The organism is Frankia nepalensis, assembly GCF_016786325.1.
GTDB lineage: Bacteria > Actinomycetota > Actinomycetes > Frankiales > Frankiaceae > Pseudofrankia > Pseudofrankia nepalensis.
In genome coordinates this window covers 1-16,596 of sequence record NZ_JADWYU010000036.1, presented here as the reverse complement: position 1 = coordinate 16,596, position 16,596 = coordinate 1, and the positions used below count along the sequence as shown (strand labels likewise).

Annotated in this window: 13 protein-coding genes; 3 read left to right on the top strand and 10 right to left on the bottom strand. The window is 73.2% G+C overall.

Features of this window, described 5'->3' with window-relative positions:
* Nucleotides 1-180 precede the first annotated feature (180 nt).
* The 3 genes from I6A81_RS01715 to I6A81_RS01705 form a co-directional block, all read right to left on the bottom strand.
* Nucleotides 181-1,728, bottom strand: a complete 1,548-nt coding sequence (locus tag I6A81_RS01715) for an acyl-CoA synthetase (RefSeq protein WP_203006353.1) — start codon at nucleotides 1,726-1,728, stop codon at nucleotides 181-183.
* Between the two features lie 94 nt (nucleotides 1,729-1,822).
* The gene (locus tag I6A81_RS01710) at nucleotides 1,823-2,980 is read right to left on the bottom strand and encodes a phosphotransferase (protein WP_307874396.1); all 1,158 of its coding nucleotides are present in this window, start codon (nucleotides 2,978-2,980) and stop codon (nucleotides 1,823-1,825) included.
* 600 nt (nucleotides 2,981-3,580) lie between these two features.
* On the bottom strand, nucleotides 3,581-4,906 hold the full coding sequence (locus I6A81_RS01705; RefSeq protein WP_203006354.1) for an ABC transporter substrate-binding protein: 1,326 nt from the start codon (nucleotides 4,904-4,906) through the stop codon (nucleotides 3,581-3,583).
* A 37-nt stretch (nucleotides 4,907-4,943) separates the two neighbouring features.
* Between I6A81_RS01705 and I6A81_RS45385 the strand changes: the two genes are divergently transcribed.
* Entirely contained in the window at nucleotides 4,944-5,594 is a 651-nt protein-coding gene (locus I6A81_RS45385; protein ID WP_203006355.1) for a TetR/AcrR family transcriptional regulator, read from the top strand.
* A gap of 886 nt (nucleotides 5,595-6,480) precedes the next feature.
* Complete coding sequence (locus I6A81_RS01695) at nucleotides 6,481-7,842, top strand: ABC transporter substrate-binding protein (RefSeq protein ID WP_203006356.1); 1,362 nt, start codon at nucleotides 6,481-6,483, stop codon at nucleotides 7,840-7,842.
* 297 nt (nucleotides 7,843-8,139) lie between these two features.
* On the opposite strand, the gene I6A81_RS01690 is transcribed toward I6A81_RS01695, so the two are convergent.
* Together I6A81_RS01690 and I6A81_RS01685 are read right to left on the bottom strand one after the other, a co-directional pair.
* Complete coding sequence (locus I6A81_RS01690; RefSeq protein WP_203006357.1) at nucleotides 8,140-8,745, bottom strand: TetR/AcrR family transcriptional regulator; 606 nt, start codon at nucleotides 8,743-8,745, stop codon at nucleotides 8,140-8,142.
* 114 nt (nucleotides 8,746-8,859) lie between these two features.
* Nucleotides 8,860-10,302, bottom strand: coding sequence for an aminotransferase-like domain-containing protein (locus tag I6A81_RS01685; RefSeq protein WP_203006358.1), 1,443 nt, complete (start codon nucleotides 10,300-10,302; stop codon nucleotides 8,860-8,862).
* A 150-nt stretch (nucleotides 10,303-10,452) separates the two neighbouring features.
* On the opposite strand from I6A81_RS01685, the gene I6A81_RS01680 reads away from it, so the two are divergent.
* On the top strand, nucleotides 10,453-10,629 hold the full coding sequence (locus I6A81_RS01680) for an adenylyl-sulfate kinase (protein WP_203006359.1): 177 nt from the start codon (nucleotides 10,453-10,455) through the stop codon (nucleotides 10,627-10,629).
* A gap of 196 nt (nucleotides 10,630-10,825) precedes the next feature.
* Here the strand turns inward: I6A81_RS01680 and surE are convergent, their stop codons facing one another.
* The 5 genes from surE to I6A81_RS45380 form a co-directional block, all read right to left on the bottom strand.
* The gene (gene surE / locus I6A81_RS01675) at nucleotides 10,826-11,689 is read right to left on the bottom strand and encodes a 5'/3'-nucleotidase SurE (protein WP_203006360.1); all 864 of its coding nucleotides are present in this window, start codon (nucleotides 11,687-11,689) and stop codon (nucleotides 10,826-10,828) included.
* Nucleotides 11,690-12,089: 400 nt separating this feature from the next.
* Entirely contained in the window at nucleotides 12,090-12,998 is a 909-nt protein-coding gene (locus tag I6A81_RS01670) for an AEC family transporter (RefSeq protein WP_203006361.1), read from the bottom strand.
* 61 nt (nucleotides 12,999-13,059) lie between these two features.
* Nucleotides 13,060-13,311 (bottom strand): hypothetical protein, encoded by a 252-nt coding sequence (locus I6A81_RS01665; protein WP_203006362.1) that lies wholly within the window; start codon nucleotides 13,309-13,311, stop codon nucleotides 13,060-13,062.
* A 178-nt stretch (nucleotides 13,312-13,489) separates the two neighbouring features.
* Nucleotides 13,490-13,807 carry a 4a-hydroxytetrahydrobiopterin dehydratase gene (locus I6A81_RS01660; RefSeq protein WP_203006363.1) on the bottom strand — a complete coding sequence of 106 codons (318 nt, stop codon included), beginning with the start codon at nucleotides 13,805-13,807 and terminating at the stop codon, nucleotides 13,490-13,492.
* A 118-nt stretch (nucleotides 13,808-13,925) separates the two neighbouring features.
* Entirely contained in the window at nucleotides 13,926-16,184 is a 2,259-nt protein-coding gene (locus I6A81_RS45380; protein WP_203006364.1) for an LCP family glycopolymer transferase, read from the bottom strand.
* Nucleotides 16,185-16,596 lie beyond the last annotated feature (412 nt).

The window sequence follows — 16,596 nt, the reverse complement described above, 5'->3', positions numbered from 1 at the left end:
CTCCGCCGCCGCGGCGCCACCCTCGGCTGCGTCTCCATGTGCGCCGGCGGCGGCATGGGCGCCGCCATGATCATCGAGATTGTGTAGAGCGTCTCCCGTGGTCTTGGCCGCCACGGCCAGGACACCGCCACGGCGAGAGGCGAGAAAGGGGCCGCGCCCGCGGGCGCGGCCCCTTTCTCGTCACGCGGATATCTGGGCCAGGTACTCCTCCCGGAGCTTGCCCTTGGCGAGCTTGCCGGTAGGCATCCTCGGCAGCTCGTCGCGGAACACGACCACCCGCGGCACCTTGTAACCGGCGACGCCGTCCCGCAGGTAGGCACGGAGCTGTTCGGCGAGCTCGGGTGACCCCGCGACGCCCTCGGCGAGCTGCACGACGGCGTGCACGTACTCGCCCATCTCGGCGTCCGGCAGGCCGAACACGGCGACGTCGGCGACCTGTGGATGCATGACCAGGGCGGCTTCGATCTCCGCCGGATAGATGTTGACCCCACCGGAGATGATCGTGAAGTTCTTCCGGTCGGTCAGGTAGAGATAGCCGTCCGCGTCGAGGTAGCCCATGTCCCCGGCGGTCACCCAGGTGGGATGCGACGGGTGGCGGCTCTCCCGGGTCTTCTCCGGGTCCCGGTGGTACTCGAACGGCGCCTCGTCGCGCTCGAAGTACAGCATCCCGGCCGCTCCGGTCGGCAGCTCCTGGCCCGTCTCGTCGCAGATGTGCGGGGTGCCCACCAGCGGCCGGCCCACCGAGCCCGGGTGCGTCAGCCAGTCCTCGGCCCCGATGTAGGTCAGCCCGGCGCCCTCGGTCCCCGAGTAGTACTCGTCGACGATCGGCCCCAGCCAGTCGATCATCCGCCGTTTCACGTCAGGCGGGCACGGAGCCGCGGCGTGAATCAGCCTCCGCAGGCTGGACAGGTCGTACCTGCGCCGCGTCTCGTCCGGCAGCTTCAGCAGCCGGACCAGCATGGTCGGCACTACCTGGACGTGGGTGACCCGCTCCCGCTCGATGATGGCGAGCATCTGCTCCGCGTCGAACCTGTCGAGCAGGACGAGCGTTCCCCCGAGCTCGTGCACGCCCGCCGACCACTGCAGCCCGGCCGCGTGGTAGAGCGGCGCCGGGCACAGGTAGACCGAGTCCTCGGTCATCCCGAACAGGAACCGCGCGAGCGTGGAGATCCCGGTCCGGCTCGGGCTGTCGACCGCGTCACCGGACAGCGGGCGGCGGATGCCCTTCGGGCGCCCCGTCGTCCCGGACGAGTAGAGCATGACCTCGCCGCGCGGCTGGTCGGCCAGCGGCCCTTCGGGTTGGGTGGCGATCGCCGCCTCGTAGGACTCGAACCCGTCCGCGGTCCCGTCCATCATCAGCCGGATCCCACAGTCCGGCGCCAGCTCGGCGACGCGCGTCGCCAGCTCGGCGAACCGCGCCGTCGCGACGAGCGCCTTCGCGTTCGAGTCGTCCACCAGGTACGCGGCCTCGTTCGGGGCGAGATGCCAGTTCACGGCGGTCAGGTAGAGGCCCGAGCGCAGCGCCGCCCAGACGACCTCCAGGTAGCGCGGATGGTTCTCGGCGACGAGCGCCACGGTGTCGCCCGGCCGCGCGCCCCGTTCCCGCAGCAGGCGGGCCAGGCGGGCGGACCGTTCGTCGAGCTCGGAGTAGGTGACCCGCTCCCCCGAGGCGCCCATGACGACGGCGGCCTTTCCCGGATGGGTGGCGGCGTGTGTGCCCGGATACACCGGCGGACCTCCAACGTCTGCGAAACGGCCCTGATCGCGGCAGGCGGCCGCGCCGCCGGCCGCCCAGGAACATGACGACGACCTGTCGGGGCGGTCAGGACCCCGACGCCACGAGCTCCAGCGAGTCGAGGTGGCGGATGGCGGCACAGGCGCCGCGGGCCATCGACAGGAACATCCGGTCGGAGCTGTCCGTGCGGACAGCGGTGGCGTAGACGCAGCCGAGCACGGTGATGAGCGGTCCGTGCAGCATGCCGCGCCGGTAGTCGGTGAAGCAGTCGGCCGCCGAGTAGCCGGTGACGCCGAGCTCGACGAGCCGCCGGTGGTAGCTGGCGACCAGGTCGGCCTCGTGCGCCCGCCGCTCGTCCGACGGCAGCGCGGTGGCCAGGAAGTAGGCGAGGTCGCGGGCGGGCAGCCCGATCGAGAGCGTCTGCCAGTCGACCGCGCACACCCCGGGGCCGTCCGCCGGGAACAGCAGGTTGTCCAGCCGGTAGTCGCCGTGCAGCAGCGAGTAGGGCGACTCGCAGGCGACCTGCCAGCGATAGGTCAGCGCCGCGGCGCGCCGCAGCGTGTCCGCGTCCGCCGGCTCGAGCCGCGTCCGGTAGCGCTCGACGAACTCGGCGGTGGCCGCCACGTGCAGCTCGCCCATGAACGCCCGCGCGGCGTCGTCGGAGCGCTCGAGCCAGGACGACTCGGCGTCGAGCAGCGCGCTGTTCCAGAACGGGGCATGCAGCCCGGCCAGGTTGCGGACGGCGTCGGCTGCCTGCTCCACGTCGCAGCCAGCCTCCTGGCTGCCCGCCCGGGCGGGGTGCGCGTCGGCGAGCACCAGCGTGAACAGGCGGGAGTCCGCGCTGATCGCGGCCTGCCAGCAGCGCGGCACGCGGATCTGCACGGACGCGGCCAGCCGGGCGTAGAAGCCGACCTCGTTGCGGTAGCCCCGGCGGACCACGTCGCGGCTCGCCGGGTCGCCCGCGCCCATCTTGACCACCACCGTGCGCGGGGCGGGCGCCGCGGCGCCGTCGCCCGCGTATTCCAGGTGGAAGCGGTAGCTGGAGCCCATCTGGCCCGTGCCGACCGGCTCGTAGCGCAGCCCGGTCACCGTGACGTCCCCGGCGCCCCCACCGCGCAGCGCCGCGGTCATCCACGCCGGGGTGATCTCGGCCGGGTCGTCGACGACCCGCGCGGCGGTACCGAGCCCGGCGTCCTCGACGTCCTCGGCCGGCGCGGGCCGGGTGGCCGTGCTCTCCTCGGTCACGCCGACCTCCCGGGAATGGTCGGCGGCCCGGACGGCACCGCCGGGTCCCCGCCGCCGCCCCGCGCCAGCGGGTCGTCAGGGCCCCACGGGCGGCAGCCGGGCCGGCCGGCCGGCTGAGGTGCGGCCGCTGGATGGTCCAGCGGCTGGTTCGGCGTCACATCACGCTCCGTCCGGTCGGTCCAGCCAGCCGGCCTGGTGACCGGCTGGTAGTCCAGGTGGGTCGAGGCACCCTCAGGGCCGTCGATGAACGGTTCTGCGCGTGCTCGCCACGCTCCTCCCGAACACCTCGGCGTGGCCGGAGTAGGTCGCCGCCGCGAGCAGCGGTTTACAGGATCGTATGTTGCATAAAATATCCTTTCAGTCGGCGATGGACAACGGTCACCAACCGATCCGCCCATGCCGCCGGCGCGGCGGCTCCATCGCCGGCCAGCCGCGTCACCGCCCGCCGGCCGGCCCCGTCACCGGCCGGCGCCGCCAGCTCGCGTCCGCCGGCGGCGCCGCACCCCGGTACGGCGCCGCCGGCCTCCTCGGGCTCGAAGTGGCCCCCGGCGAGCCACTCCCGAGGATCAGATATTGCAGGATGTATACATCCTGATCGTTTTAGAGGGCGTTGACCCGGTGCTGGGGCCGGTGGTAGCCATCGAACCGCAGCTCGCCGCCGCGCAGTTCCCGGATCGTCAGGAAGTCACCCTTGTACCCCTTGTGGTCCCAGGGGCCGAACTGGATGTAGGTGGCCGGGCCGCCGTTCGTCGCCGGCATCCAGCGGATGCGCTCGATGCCCTCCTTGACCTCCTCGGGGGTGGCCATCGCGGCGTTCGCCAGTCCATGGATCCCGACGCGTGCCGTGTCGTAGCCCAGCGCGACGACGACGTTCTTCGACACCCGGCCGAAGCGCCTGGCGAACCGGTCGACCATGGCGTCGTAGTTCGGGTTGGTGCCGTCCACGCCGAGTTGGTCGATGCCGTGCCAGCCCTCCAGACCCTGCGCCCACCTGTTGGTGTTGGAGTAGAACATGAACGCGGTGCCCATGATCCGCGGCGGGTCCCAGCCGAGCGCCCCGAAGGCCTCGGCGAAGTGGAAGGTGGCGTAGCCGTACCCGCCGTAGTAGATCCCGGTGATGCCGTCCTCGCGCATCGACCGCAGGTGGTCCGCGAGGCCGCGCGGGTTCGGCCCGAGCTTGACGTCGCGGGCGATGGTCAGCCCGAGGTTGTTGCACTCGTCCCGGAAGAAGCCGGCGTAGTCACGCCCTGAGCTGCCCTGCTCCCAGAACATGCCGACCTTGGAGTGCCCCTGGCTCTTGAGCCACTGGGCGCACATCACCGCCTCGGTGGGCACGTCGCCGTTGGCGATGGTGAAGCAGTACTCGCTGGCGAACCGCCAGGCGCCGGTCCAGGCGATGACCGGCACCTTGCGCCGGTTGACGAGTTCCTGCAGCGACAGGGAGTTGTCACTGATCTCCGGGCCCAGCACGACGACGCACCCCTGGTCGCAGAGCCACTCGTAGCCGGTCCGGGTCTTCTGGAAGTTCTCCCGGGGAAGGCCGCGGGCGTCGGCGACGACGAGGCGCACCGGCCGGTCGTAGATCCCCTCGTTCAGGGCGTCCTCGAAGGCAAGGATCGTCGCGTTGATCCAGTCGAAGATGAGCTGGCCGTTGTCCATGTCGATCAGCAGGCCGATCTTCGCCGGCTCGAACGGGTCGCCCTGGGTCTGCAGGCCTCGGGTCGGCGGGTAGACGACGATGTCCGCCAGCGCCTTCTCCCCGATCCGGCCGCCGCCTTCGTACCACTTCGTGGCCGCGCCGGCGTCGGGCGAGTCCGTGCCCGACCGGACGTTGCTGACCGCGCGGTCAGGTTCGGCGATCCCGTGGTCCGTGGGCGCAGGGAACATCCGTTCCACGAACTCGCTGTCCGAGTACGAGTGGGTCATCCACCGCTCCGTCGCTCAGAAGGGCTAGAATCATTACGTGTCGGAATATAACGAAACGCAGCCTAGCGAAGACACTCCGGCCCAGGCAACGCCCGGCGTCGCGGACCCCTCACGCGGGCGGCCACGCGATCCCCAGGTCGACGAGCGGATCAGACAGGCCACGCTGGAACTACTGAGCGAGCGGGGCTTCGCCGACACCACGATCACCGCCGTCGCCCGGCGCGCCGGCGTGGGAGCACCCGCCATCTACCGACGCTGGCCCTCGCGGACCGCCATGATCGAGAACGCGATCTTCCCCGGCTTCGACCGCGTCGTCGTACGGCCCACCGGCGATCTCCGACGGGACCTCAAGCGCTACGTGGACGCCTTCGTCGCCACCTTCGACCAGCCGGCCGCACGCGCCGCCCTGCCCGCGCTGCTCAGCGTCTACCAGTCCGACCCCGACAACAACGCACTCGCCGGCCAGCGCGTCGGCGGCAGCGTCCGCGAACCGTTCCACCAGATGCTCGCCAAGGCCACGCCCGGCGACACACCCACCGGCATCGACAGCGACGACGTCCTCGACATGCTGATCGGCTCGGTGCTGTTCCACCTGTTCATCCGCCGCTTCTCCGGACGGGACATGGACAGCGACTACATCGTCGACCTGCTCACCCGCGCCATCACGGCCGGCCAGGCCACGCCGTAGTACCGGCCCACGCCGTCCGGCGGCGCGCCGCCCGGACGGGAACGTCAGGGGCACCGCTGCGGCGCGGGATGGCCCGAGGCCGGCCCGGTCAGGCCTCGCCACGACGGGGGCACGCCCGCGCGCGAGAACGAACGCGACGCCGGCCACGGCCACCATTTACGGACTTGGGTCTCCCGTAAAACAGCCGAACACGGGAAGCGGGGCACGCCAGGCGCCGTGCCGCGCGAGGAATGTGGCGAGGACCGGCGCCAGGCGGCCCGGGCAGCGGCGACCTCCGCCGTCGGCCGTCGGCCGTCGCGACGGGCCGTAGCATCTCCGATCTCATCGGGAGCGGATTCGAGACGGAGCGCACACTCGCTGGTCACAGGCTTGTCCCTTTACAACATCAAGTATACATTATCTAATCACCGCGCCGGACGGGCCGGCGGCCGAGCCCTCCGGTGGATCGCCTCGCGATCCCCCGGCTCGACGACCACCTCGCCACCACCGCGCGCCACCATGCGCCGAGCCGCGCCCGCACCTCGGGCCAGCCACCTCGGTCCACCCAGATATAGGAGAGAAGCTCCCATAAATTTGCCTGGCCTCACCGCGCGGACGGCACCGCGGCCACAGCCCGGCTGATCGGGCACCGCGGGCGAGGTCGCGCGCCGGCGCGATCCACCATGCCCGTCGCCTCGGCTCGGCGCCGGCCCGGGGCGAGCCCTCCTGGCGTCACGGCCGGCGAGGGCGGGCACGGCCCCGGCTCCCGCCGCGTCACCGGCCTCGTCCGGGCACCGCCAGGCGCCGCGTCCCTCGTCGCCCACGCCCATCCACCGATCGCCGACCACCCACCACCAGCCGCAGTACTCCGGCCGGCCAACCCGGCATCCCCTACGAGGAGGTCCTCATGCGAGCCCCCCGCTTAGTGGCCGTCCTGGCCGCGACGGCCGCGCTCAGCGCCGGTCTGGCGGCGTGTTCCGACAGCGGTGACGACACCACCGCCCAGCCGCCGGTCGTCGCCGCCGACGACGTGAAGACCGGCCCGCCGTCCGGCTGGAGCGACGGCGGCTTCACGCCGGACCCGGCCAGCCTGCGCTGCGGGCAGACCGCCGCCGACCCGACCCGCGGCATCACCGACACCGAGATCACCATCGGCGGCCTGGCCTACCTGACCAGCCCCAACGGCAGCTCGATGGCCGGCGTCGAACTGGGCGCCAAGGCACGCTTCGACCGGGCCAACGACGAGGGTGGCGTCAACGGCCGGAAGATCAACTACATCGGCACCCTCGACGACGGCAACGACCCGGCTCGCAACGGCTCCCAGGCCAAGGTCCTCGTCGAGCAGAAGAAGGTCTTCGCCGCGGTGCCGCTGCTGACCAGCAGCTCGAACTACCTGGACACCTTCTGCGCCGACACCGTGCCGTTCTTCGGCTGGGGCACCAACCCCGGCTACTGCGGCACCACCATCGGGTTCGGCATCACCGGCTGCCAGGTCCCCAGCGACAAGGTCGGTGCCGTCTCGACGACCTACGGCCTGATGATCCAGGCGATGTTCGGCGGCGATGCCAAGGGCAAGACGACCGCGCTGGTCGGGGTCGACAACGACTCGGCCCGCACCGGGACGCACGAACTCGCCCGTCAGATCAGCGCTGTCGGCATCGACGTGGTGTATGAGGAGAACCCGATCCCGGTCTCCGGCCTCACCGACACCACGGCGGTCGTGAACGCCATCATGACGTCCAACAAAGGCGCCCCGCCGGACGTCGTGCTCTACATCGCCGACTTCAACTCGGTCGTCAAGCTGACCGGGGCGATGACCGCCGCCGGCTTCCAGGGCAAGCACCTCAACCCCGTCGGGTACGACCCGCGCCTGGCAGCCAGCAGCTTCCAGGGCCTGCAGCAGTCGTACACCATCGTCCAGTGGCAGCCAGGCGTCGACACCAGCGTCCCCGCGGTCAAGCAGCTCGCCGACGACCTCGCGAAGTACACGCCGGAAGCCTCGCTCAGCCTGACGACGATGTCCGGCTACTGGGCGGCCGACATGTTCATCACCGCCGCGACCAAGGCCGGCCCCGACCTGACCGTCGACAGCCTGCTCAAGCTGCTCAACAGCGGCACCTACACCAACTACGTCGAGGGCGCGCTGCCCGAGACCCGGTTCCCGGTCAACCACGTCATTGGCGCGCCCTGCGCCTCGATCGTGCAGCTCAACGGCAACAAGTACGACATCACCAGCGACCTCGCCTGCGGGACGCTCGTCAAGAAGTGACAGGCGCCTCAAGAAGTGACGAGGCGAGCACCGCTGACCAGCTGAGCTTGACTAGCTGAGCTCGTTGGAGACGCCCCGCCCGGGCCCGGGCGGGGCGTTTCCTCATTCCTCCAGGCCGGCCGCGCGCCAGGCGCCGCGCGGCCGAGATGGTCGGTCAGCCGGCTGCCGAAACCCGCGGCGACCCCAAGAACCGCCGCGTCTGGCGCGGCGATCCCTGTCCCGCGGCCGGTCCCTGTCCCGGGGGCGGTCCCTGTCCCGGGGGCGGCCACGGGCGGGCTCCCTCCGTCGCGGTCCCCTTCACGCGCGGACATCCATGGTCACCGGCAGCAGCAGGCGCAGGCAGATGTCGACGAGGCGTTCGAGAGGACGGTTGCGCTGGGCGACGGTCGGGATGAGGGTCCTCGCCAGGACGCAGCCGAGCAGCGTGTCGAAGACGTCGTCGGGGTCGACGGCCGGGTCCACGCCGCCGGGCGGCGCTGCCTGGAGGATGTCGAGGAACTGGGGCCGAGCCGACACCGCGAACCACGTCTGGGCGGCGTTCGCGCGCCCCGTCGACTGATAGACGGCCAGCAGTCCCGGCACCGCGGCGCGGGCGGCTGGACCAGCCATCGTCGCCGCGTAGGCGCGGATGAAGCGGCGCAGGTCACGAGGCAGGTCGCCGGTCGGCCGCACCGTGACCGGTGCCAGTCCCGGGAACACGGCCTGCTCGATGATCTCGATGCGCGACGGCCAACGGCGATAGATCGCCGACGCGTGAACCGCGGAGCGCTCGGCGATCGCCTGCACCGTGGTCGCCTCGAACCCCCGTTCCACGAGCAGCTGTCGGGCCGCCTCGAGGACGCGGACGTCGAGGCTGGCGTCGCGGGGACGCCCCCGACGCCCTCGCGGCGGGTCCGAGGTCATGAACAGATGCTATGGCGCCCCCAACCGCGCGAGATCGCGTCCCGCGTACGTGAGCGGCCGACGAAGCCGCCGGCGAGGGCGACTTCTCGAACGGAGCGCGCTCGGCCTGACCGGTCACCCCGTCATCGCCCGGTGGGGAGGCAGGTCCGTGCCGGTGCCGGCGCCCGCGCGCACCGCCTCGGCGAGCAGCGCGACCGCCGCCGGGATGTCGGCCTCCCTGATCCCGGCGACACACAGCCGCAGGTAGCTGGCGTCCTGCTCACCGACTACGTAGTACCTCCCCGACATCACCACCACCCCAAGCCGAGCCGCCCAGGAGGCGACCGCCAGGTCGTCGGTGCCGCGCGGCAGCCGCAGCCAGAGACTGATCCCGCCCCGTGGGTTCTCGAACGAGCATTCCGGCAGCTCGGCGGCGAGCGCCGCCGTGAGCGTGCCCATCCGGGCCCGCAACGCCGCCGACACCGCGCGCTGCTGGGCCGACCAGCCCGGCCCGGTCACCATCTCCACGGCGGTGTGCTGCAGGGGGGCGGGCACGAGGAAGTCGTCGACCTGGCGCATCGCGGCGAGCCGGCTCATCACCGGCCCGCGCGCGACGATCGCGCCGATCCGCAGGCTCGGGGCGAGGATCTTCGTCAGGGAGCAGACCGTGATGACGCGGCCCTGGTCGTCGTCGCGCCACAGTGGCGGCGGCGGGACCTGCCCGTGGCCGAGCCAACGGGCGTAGTCGTCCTCGAGGATGAACGCGCCGGCTCGCTCACAGATGCCGAGCACCTCGCGGCGACGCGCGTGCGCGAGCACCCCGCCGTCCGGATTGGCGAACGTCGGCTGCAGGAACAGCAGGCGCGCCGACGTCGCGGCCAGTGCCCGTTCGAGCAGCTCCGGGCGGATGCCGTCGGCGTCGGTCGGCACCGGCACCGGCACGAGCCCCGCGCTGCGCGCGACCGCGAGGGCCCCGGGGTAGGTCGGCACCGCGCACAGCACCGGGCTCCCGGCCGGCAGCAGCGCGCGGAAGACGGCCGACAGGGCGCTCTGCGCGGCCGACGTGATCAGCACCTGGTCCGGGTCCGCCCCGATCTCGCGGCCGAACCAGCTTCGCAGCTCGGGGACGCCCGCCATCGGCGGCGTGCCCCACGCGTCCGGTCGGCGCACCGCGCGGGCGGCCGCGGCGGCGAGCCGGCTGTCGGCGCGCAGTCCCGCGTCGAGGTAGCCGGTGCCCAGCTGGAAGCCGGTCGAGTTGACGTTCGCCAGCAGCACGTCGATGCCGGACGCCGACACCGGGCTCGCGCCAAGGGCCACCTGCTGCCAGTCGGTGTCACCGACGCGGGCCGTCCGGCGCGCCGCGACGAACGTGCCAGCGCCCGGCCGGGTGACCAGCACACCCTCGGTGACGAGCCGAGCGAGCGCGCGCTGCACGGTCACCGGGCCGACACCCAGCTGGTGCTGCAGGTCGCGGGTACTGGGCAGACGGGCACCGACGGCCCGGGCGTCGGCCAGGGAGCGCAGCTCGTCGACGACTTTCGAGGCGCTGCCAGCCTCCCAACTGCTACCATTTTTCATGAGACTAGACGATAGCGCTATCGGCCGCGACCCCGCGACCGCTTTCCACCCAGCCGCTTCCCCGGAGTCCGCGTCCAGGGCGCCGCTCGCCGTCGCGGCCGCCACGCGCAAGCCCGCCCGCGACGGCGCGCGCCCGCCGGGAGGACCGCGGTGACCGCCCTCGTGATCCTGGGAATGCTCGTCCTGGCCGCCGCGCTCGGCTGGCTCGTCGGGCCGGACACCCGCGACCCGGAATACTCCGCGCGCTCCACCGCTCCACGCGACTCGGGCCGCGCCAGCCCGGGCTCCCACCCACGGGCGCCGGCCAGACGCCCGAGAAGGCGATGATCCACCTGTCTGGCGGTCCACCGTCGGGCGCCTGGCCCGGCCGCCTGACCGGCTACCGTCACCGCGGCCCGGCGCCGCGCCCTCCCCGGCAGCCCGCGACCGCCCTCCGGCGGGGTGGCGGTGGCAAGGAGGTGAGGTGGCCGGCGGCCGGCCAGGTCGAGCGCTCGGTCACGGTAGCGCTTCCGGCGCCACCGAGTTACTGGGCGGGCTTGGCGGGGATGGCGGTGAGGGTGGCGTAGCCGGCGTTGAAGGTGGCCACCTCGGTCGAGGGGGCGGCGGCGGAGGCGCAGTCCTGGCCGTTGGTGAGTGCCGTGGACATGTCCGGCACGGCCGCCTCGTGAGCCAGCTCCTCCTCGCCACGGATCTTGGCGGTGCCGCAGTTCGGGATGTTGAGGTTCGCGACGGTGTCCAGCGGGGCGCCGGAGCCGCCGGTGAACTCGTCGCGGTGCTCGGTGACCCAGTCGACGACGAGGTCCGCGGCCTGGCTGTAGTCGTAGCTGGGACCGAGGCCCAGGCTGCTGGCGATCGCCGGCACGCCGTGGGCGGCCGCGGCGCGGGCGGCGCCGACGGTGCCGGACAGGTCGACGACCGGGCCCAGGTTCTGGCCCTGGTTGATGCCGGAGACGACCACGTCGGGCTTCAGGCCGAGAACGTCGAAGGCGACGTTCACGCTGTCGGCCGGGAAGCCCTCGACCGCGGTCCCCTTGATGCCGCTGGCGGTCACCGCGTCGTGATGCGCCGGCGTCGTGGGCGAGGTCTTCCCGCCGGTGCCGCTCTGCTGGCTGGCGGGGGCGACGATGGTGACCGTCACTCCGGGCAGGGCCCGCAGGCCGCGGACGACGGCGTCGATGCCCGGGGCGATGATGCCGTCGTCGTTGGTGACCAGGATGTCCAGCGCGGGCGGCGCGGTGGTGGCCGCCGCGGTCGTGCCGGCCGCCGCCGGGGCCGGTGCGTCATCGCCGTCGTCCCCGCCACAGGCGGCAACGCCGACGAGCAGCGGGAGCACCACCGCGGCGACCACCCGACCGGCCCGAGCCCGGGCACCCAGCCCACCGACCATCGCAAGCCTCCTGTCGTGACGTCTCCCCGGCCGCTCCCGCGCCGCCGGCCGCTCCCGGGGGCACGCGTCCGCCCCGGTCGAGAGGCCGGCGACGCGGGGTCGCGGACGGACCGTCGCCGCCCGGTCAAAAGCCGTATACGGAGCGGCGGGCGCCAACGTTACCCCGGCGTGGCCCAGGTGGGACAGAGCCGGCGAAGAAGTCATCTCTCGATTCCCGGGCGTTCAGGACTCGGCCCGCTGACCAGGCACGACGCCTCCGAAGCGCCGGGCGCCGCCGTGAAGGGCACGGCCACCGGGGCGCCTCGACCGCGTCCGGCCGTCACCACGGCCGTCGGCCTGGACGCCGGCCTGGACGCCGACGGCCGGCCGAGGCGGGATCGTCAGCTCTGGAGCGGGATCGTCAGCTCTGGAGGAGGACCGACCAGCCGGCACAGGTGAACATGGACAGCGGGACGCCGACGCCGACGAGCAGGCTCGGCAGCGGGGTGGCGAGGTTGTGCCGGGAGGCCATCAGGGCCCCAGCGACCATCGGGGGCATCGTCGCCTCGAACAGGGCCACCTGGATGGCGCGGTCGTCGAGCGAGCCGAACAGGGCATAGGCGGCGACGACCAGCGCCGGGGCGACGAGCAGCTTCACGACGAGGCCGACCGCGAGCTCACGCCACCAGCGCCGAGCCGCGCTCACGTCCAGTTGCAGCCCGATCGCGAACAGCGCGAGCGGCGTGAGCGTGTCGCCGAGCCGGGTCAGCACCTCCGTCAGCCAGCCTGGGTAGGCGACGGGGCGCAGCGCGAGGCCCGCGGCCAGCGCCAGCAGCGGCGGGGCGAGCAGCACCCGGCGGGCCATCGCGCGCGGCGTCACCCGGCTGCTCTGCTCCCCCGCGACCGAGACGAGCGCCGTCACCACCGTGCTGAGCAGCACGAACGAGCCCAGCTGGTCGACGATCACGGCGATCGGCACGTCGTCGGCGCTGAAGAACGCGGTGACCATGGGAATGCCGACGAACGACGTGTTCGCGGTCGCGGACGTGGCGACCAGCGCCGCGACGACCTCTCGACGCAGCCGCAGCGGCCGGGCGAGCGCGACGTAGAGCGCCGCGGTCACCGCGAACAGCAGGTAGGGCACCGCCACGACGGCTCCGAGGCTCGCGGGGAACCGGACCTCGTGCATCACCCGCAGCGCGAGCGCCGGAAGCGCGATATTCAGCACCCAGAACGTGACGGCATGCCACGCGTCCGGCCCGATCTTGCCGGTCCGCTGGACCGCCACCCCGGCCGCCAGGCCCACCAGCAGGACGACAAGGGCGGACACTCGGCCCAATCTTCCAGCGAGCCGCCCCTTCGGGGCGACCGCGCGGCGGATGTGGGTGGGCTCACCATGCCGTGGTGAGCCCGGTGCCTCTGCTTCCGGCCGGGGCAACGCGGCCGCGCGGTGGTCTCCCCCGCCCACGCGGGCTGGTCCGGCTGTCGCCGGCGAGCCCGGTGACCGGGAAGTACCACAGGTAGAGGCCGTAGGAGATCCGGCCGAGCCAGGCGAGCGGCCTGGCCCCGAACACCCGGAACAGCCAGGCCGGCCGGCCCCGGTCCAGCGCGAGGATCAACGCGGCCGCGCCGAGGGCCGGCAATACAACCGGTCCCTCACGGAGAACCAGCGAGGACGGTTCACGGGAGCGGAATATCGGGCTCACGCCCGGAAGCGGCATTCAAACGTTTCGCCGGTGTGGTCGGACAGCGTCGGAACGAACCGACACGCGGGTGGTGACCGAAAAGAGTCACCCGGGCCGCCGCGGCGGGCGACGTTCGTCAGGCGCCGTGGGCGGCGGTGAGGTCGGCGACGAGGCCGTCGACGAGGCGGGCCTGTTCCAGGTCGAGGAAGGTGAGGCCGCCGGCGTCATGAGTGCTCAGCGTGAAGGTGACCCGGCGCCAGCGGATGTCGATGTCCGGGTGGTGGTCCATCCCCTCGGCCACCTCGGCGACCTGGCGGACGAGTTCGATGCCGGCGAGGAAGGACGGCGCGGTCACCGTGCGCCGGATCGCGCCGTCCACGAGCGCCCACTCGGGCAGCCCGCGTAGTCCCTCGGCGATCTGGTCGGCGGTCAGCGGGTCCGGACGGTCGGCCATGCGGATTCCTCCCAGCGGGGGGGCGGATCGGCGGCTCGCGACCCCACGCGGGGCCGGCGCCGCCCAGCCTAGCCGGCCGGCCGGGCGGGCGGCCGGACAGCGGCCGGTCCCGTCGGGCCTATTTGATGCAGCCGCCGACGGCGGACACCGGGGCCTGGGTGTAGTAGGGTTTCGGGCTCGCGGCGCCGTCCGCCGGCTTCGCGGTCGGCGACGCGACGACCGTCGTCTCGCCGTCGACCAGGTCCGCGCCGACGACGAGAGTGATCACTCCGGGGTCGGTCCCGGAGTGATCTGGCACGGCGCGGGCGCCGGAGACGTCGGCGACCAGCCGGGTGGCCGCCGCGGAGTCGCTCGCGCCGAAGCGCACCTCGGTGCGCGTCACGTCGCGGTCATCGGCGACGTCGTAGCCGGTCACCTGATAGCCGGCGGCGCGCAGCCGGTTGGCCACCGTCTTGGCCGCCCCGCCGGTCGAGGTGCCGTTGAGCACCCGGACCTTGATCTCGCTCGGCGCGACCGTCGGCGTCGGGCTGACGGACGGGCCCGCCGACGCCGGCGGCGCGCCGGTCGACGGCGCGCCGGCCGTGGCCCCGGCGCCGTCGTCCTCGGCGACGATCTGCTGGAAGAAGGCGCGGACCATCGCCGGGTTGTAGAGGGCGTAGTAGACGGGGCTGGAGACCGAACCCGACAGCGGGATCGTCGTGAACTCCACCTGGCCGGCGCTCATTCCCTGCATCCGCTGGGCGAGCACCTTCAGGTCGTTCAGGTCGGTTTCGGAGTCGACGACGACCGAGCCGGTGACGGCGTTCAGAAAACCGGTCAGCTTCCCAGGATTGACCAGGAGATCGCCGCTCTTGACCTTACGGAAGACGGCGGCGAGAAAGGCCTGCTGCCGCTGGATCCGGGCGTAGTCGCCGCTGGCCAGGCCGTGCCGTTGCCGGACGAAGGCGAGCGCGTTGTCGCCCTCCAGGATGTTGACGCCCTCCTGCCCGCGGAACCCGGACATCGGGTCGTCCAGGTTCGTCGACCTCCGGCCGTTCTCGCTCACGTATTCCCGGAAGCTGTCCTTGACCAGGCAGACCTCGACGCCGCCGAGGGTGCTGCTCATCTGCCGGAAGCCGTTGAAGTCGATCTCGGCGAAATGGTCGATGCGCACGTCGGCGACGTTCTCCAGGGTGCGCAGCAGCAGCGCGGGCCCGCCCAGGTTGAAGGCGGCGTTGATCTTGTCGGTACGCGCCGAGTGGCGCTTGCCCTTGGCGTCGGTGTACGCCGGGACGGTCACCTTCAGGTCGCGCGGGATCGAGACGAGCGTCGTGTGGCCGTTGGAGCCGAGGTAGGCGATCATCATCGAGTCCGAGCGCGCCCCGCCGACCTCGGCCGCCTCCGAGCCGGTCCGCACGTCCGAGCCGACGAGCAGCCAGGTCTCGCGGCCGTGCGCGATCCGCGGCGGCCGGGTGCCCTCGACGTCGCCGGAGTCCAGGTCGGTCCGGTCGACCTGCGCGTCGTAGTACCTCGTCGCCCCGTAGCCGACGCCGATCACGAGGAACAGCGCGCACGAGACCATCGCCGCGAGCGCGAGCGCGAGTACGCCCAGCAGGCCGCGCCGCCGGCGGCGGGGCTCGTCGACGCGAGGGCTCATCTCCGGTGGCAGGTCGTGCGCGCCGTCGACCGGCATCGCGGTCGTCGGGGTGTCGTCGTCCCGCGCGTCCGCGGGCTCGGCGACCTGGTCAGGCCCTCCCCCCGCGGTCGCGGCCACCTCGAGGTCGCCGACGGGCTCGTCGCTCCGGGCCGGGCCGGCGGGCTCGTCCGCGCCGCGCGGGCGGCGAGGGCGGGGCAGCGCCGTCGTCGCGGGCGCGTCCACGGGCGCGCCGCCGGCGCGTGTCGGGACGGCCGGGCCGGGCTCCTCGCCGGGACCGCCGGCCAGCCGTTCGAGCCGGGCACGCGGCGAGAGCCGCGCCCGGGGGCCGGCGGGAACCGGCGCCTCGTCGTCAGCGGGCGCCGCGTCGCCGGGCGCGACGTCGCCGGACCGGGTGTCGCCTGACCGGGCGTCGTTGGACCGGGCATCGCCGGCGGGAACGGTGGCACCGGAGGTCTCGTCCTGGCCGACCCCGTCCCGTCGGGACGCGCGGGCGCGAGGGGCCTCGTCGTCGGTCGCGGCTTCCCGAGGGGTGCCGACCCGGGCGGCGCCGTCGCCGGGCCCGGCCGGCGGGGCGGGTCTGGGGGTGGCCGTTGCCCGCCCACGCAGGGGGCGGCGCGCCCGGCCCGCGGCGGCCCTGGCCTCCCGGGGGTCCGCGCCGCTGGGACGGTCGACCTCCAGGGTGGGCTCAGCGTCGGCGACCGGAGTGCCCGCGTCACCGGAGAGGGCCGGCGCGTCGGTCACCGCGGGCGGCCTGTCAGACCGAGCTGTCGCCACAGACGGAAACCAGCCTCCGTGCCGCAGGGAGCCGGTGGCCCGGCAGCCGCGCCACCTGGCCGCGGCCGGGACCAGGACGCGGGCCGGGTCCCTGGACGCACCGCCGGGAACACCTTTGAAGTCGTTCAACCATTACAAATAACGACTTTACCGGCCGTTCGAGATCCGCCGCGACCCATGCCGGAACGGCTCGGTCACACAGTGCCCTCGACCGACGCGGCGGGGCGGGTTCCGGCCGGTCGATGACCCGCCGCTCCCGCCGCGCGGGCGAGGCCGACCGGGCGGGCCCCCCGCGCCCCGCGCCCGGCGGGCCCCGCGCCCGGCGGGCCCCGGGGTGTTTTTAAACACTCCGAGCCCCCCCGGCAGGCAGAAATGGGGG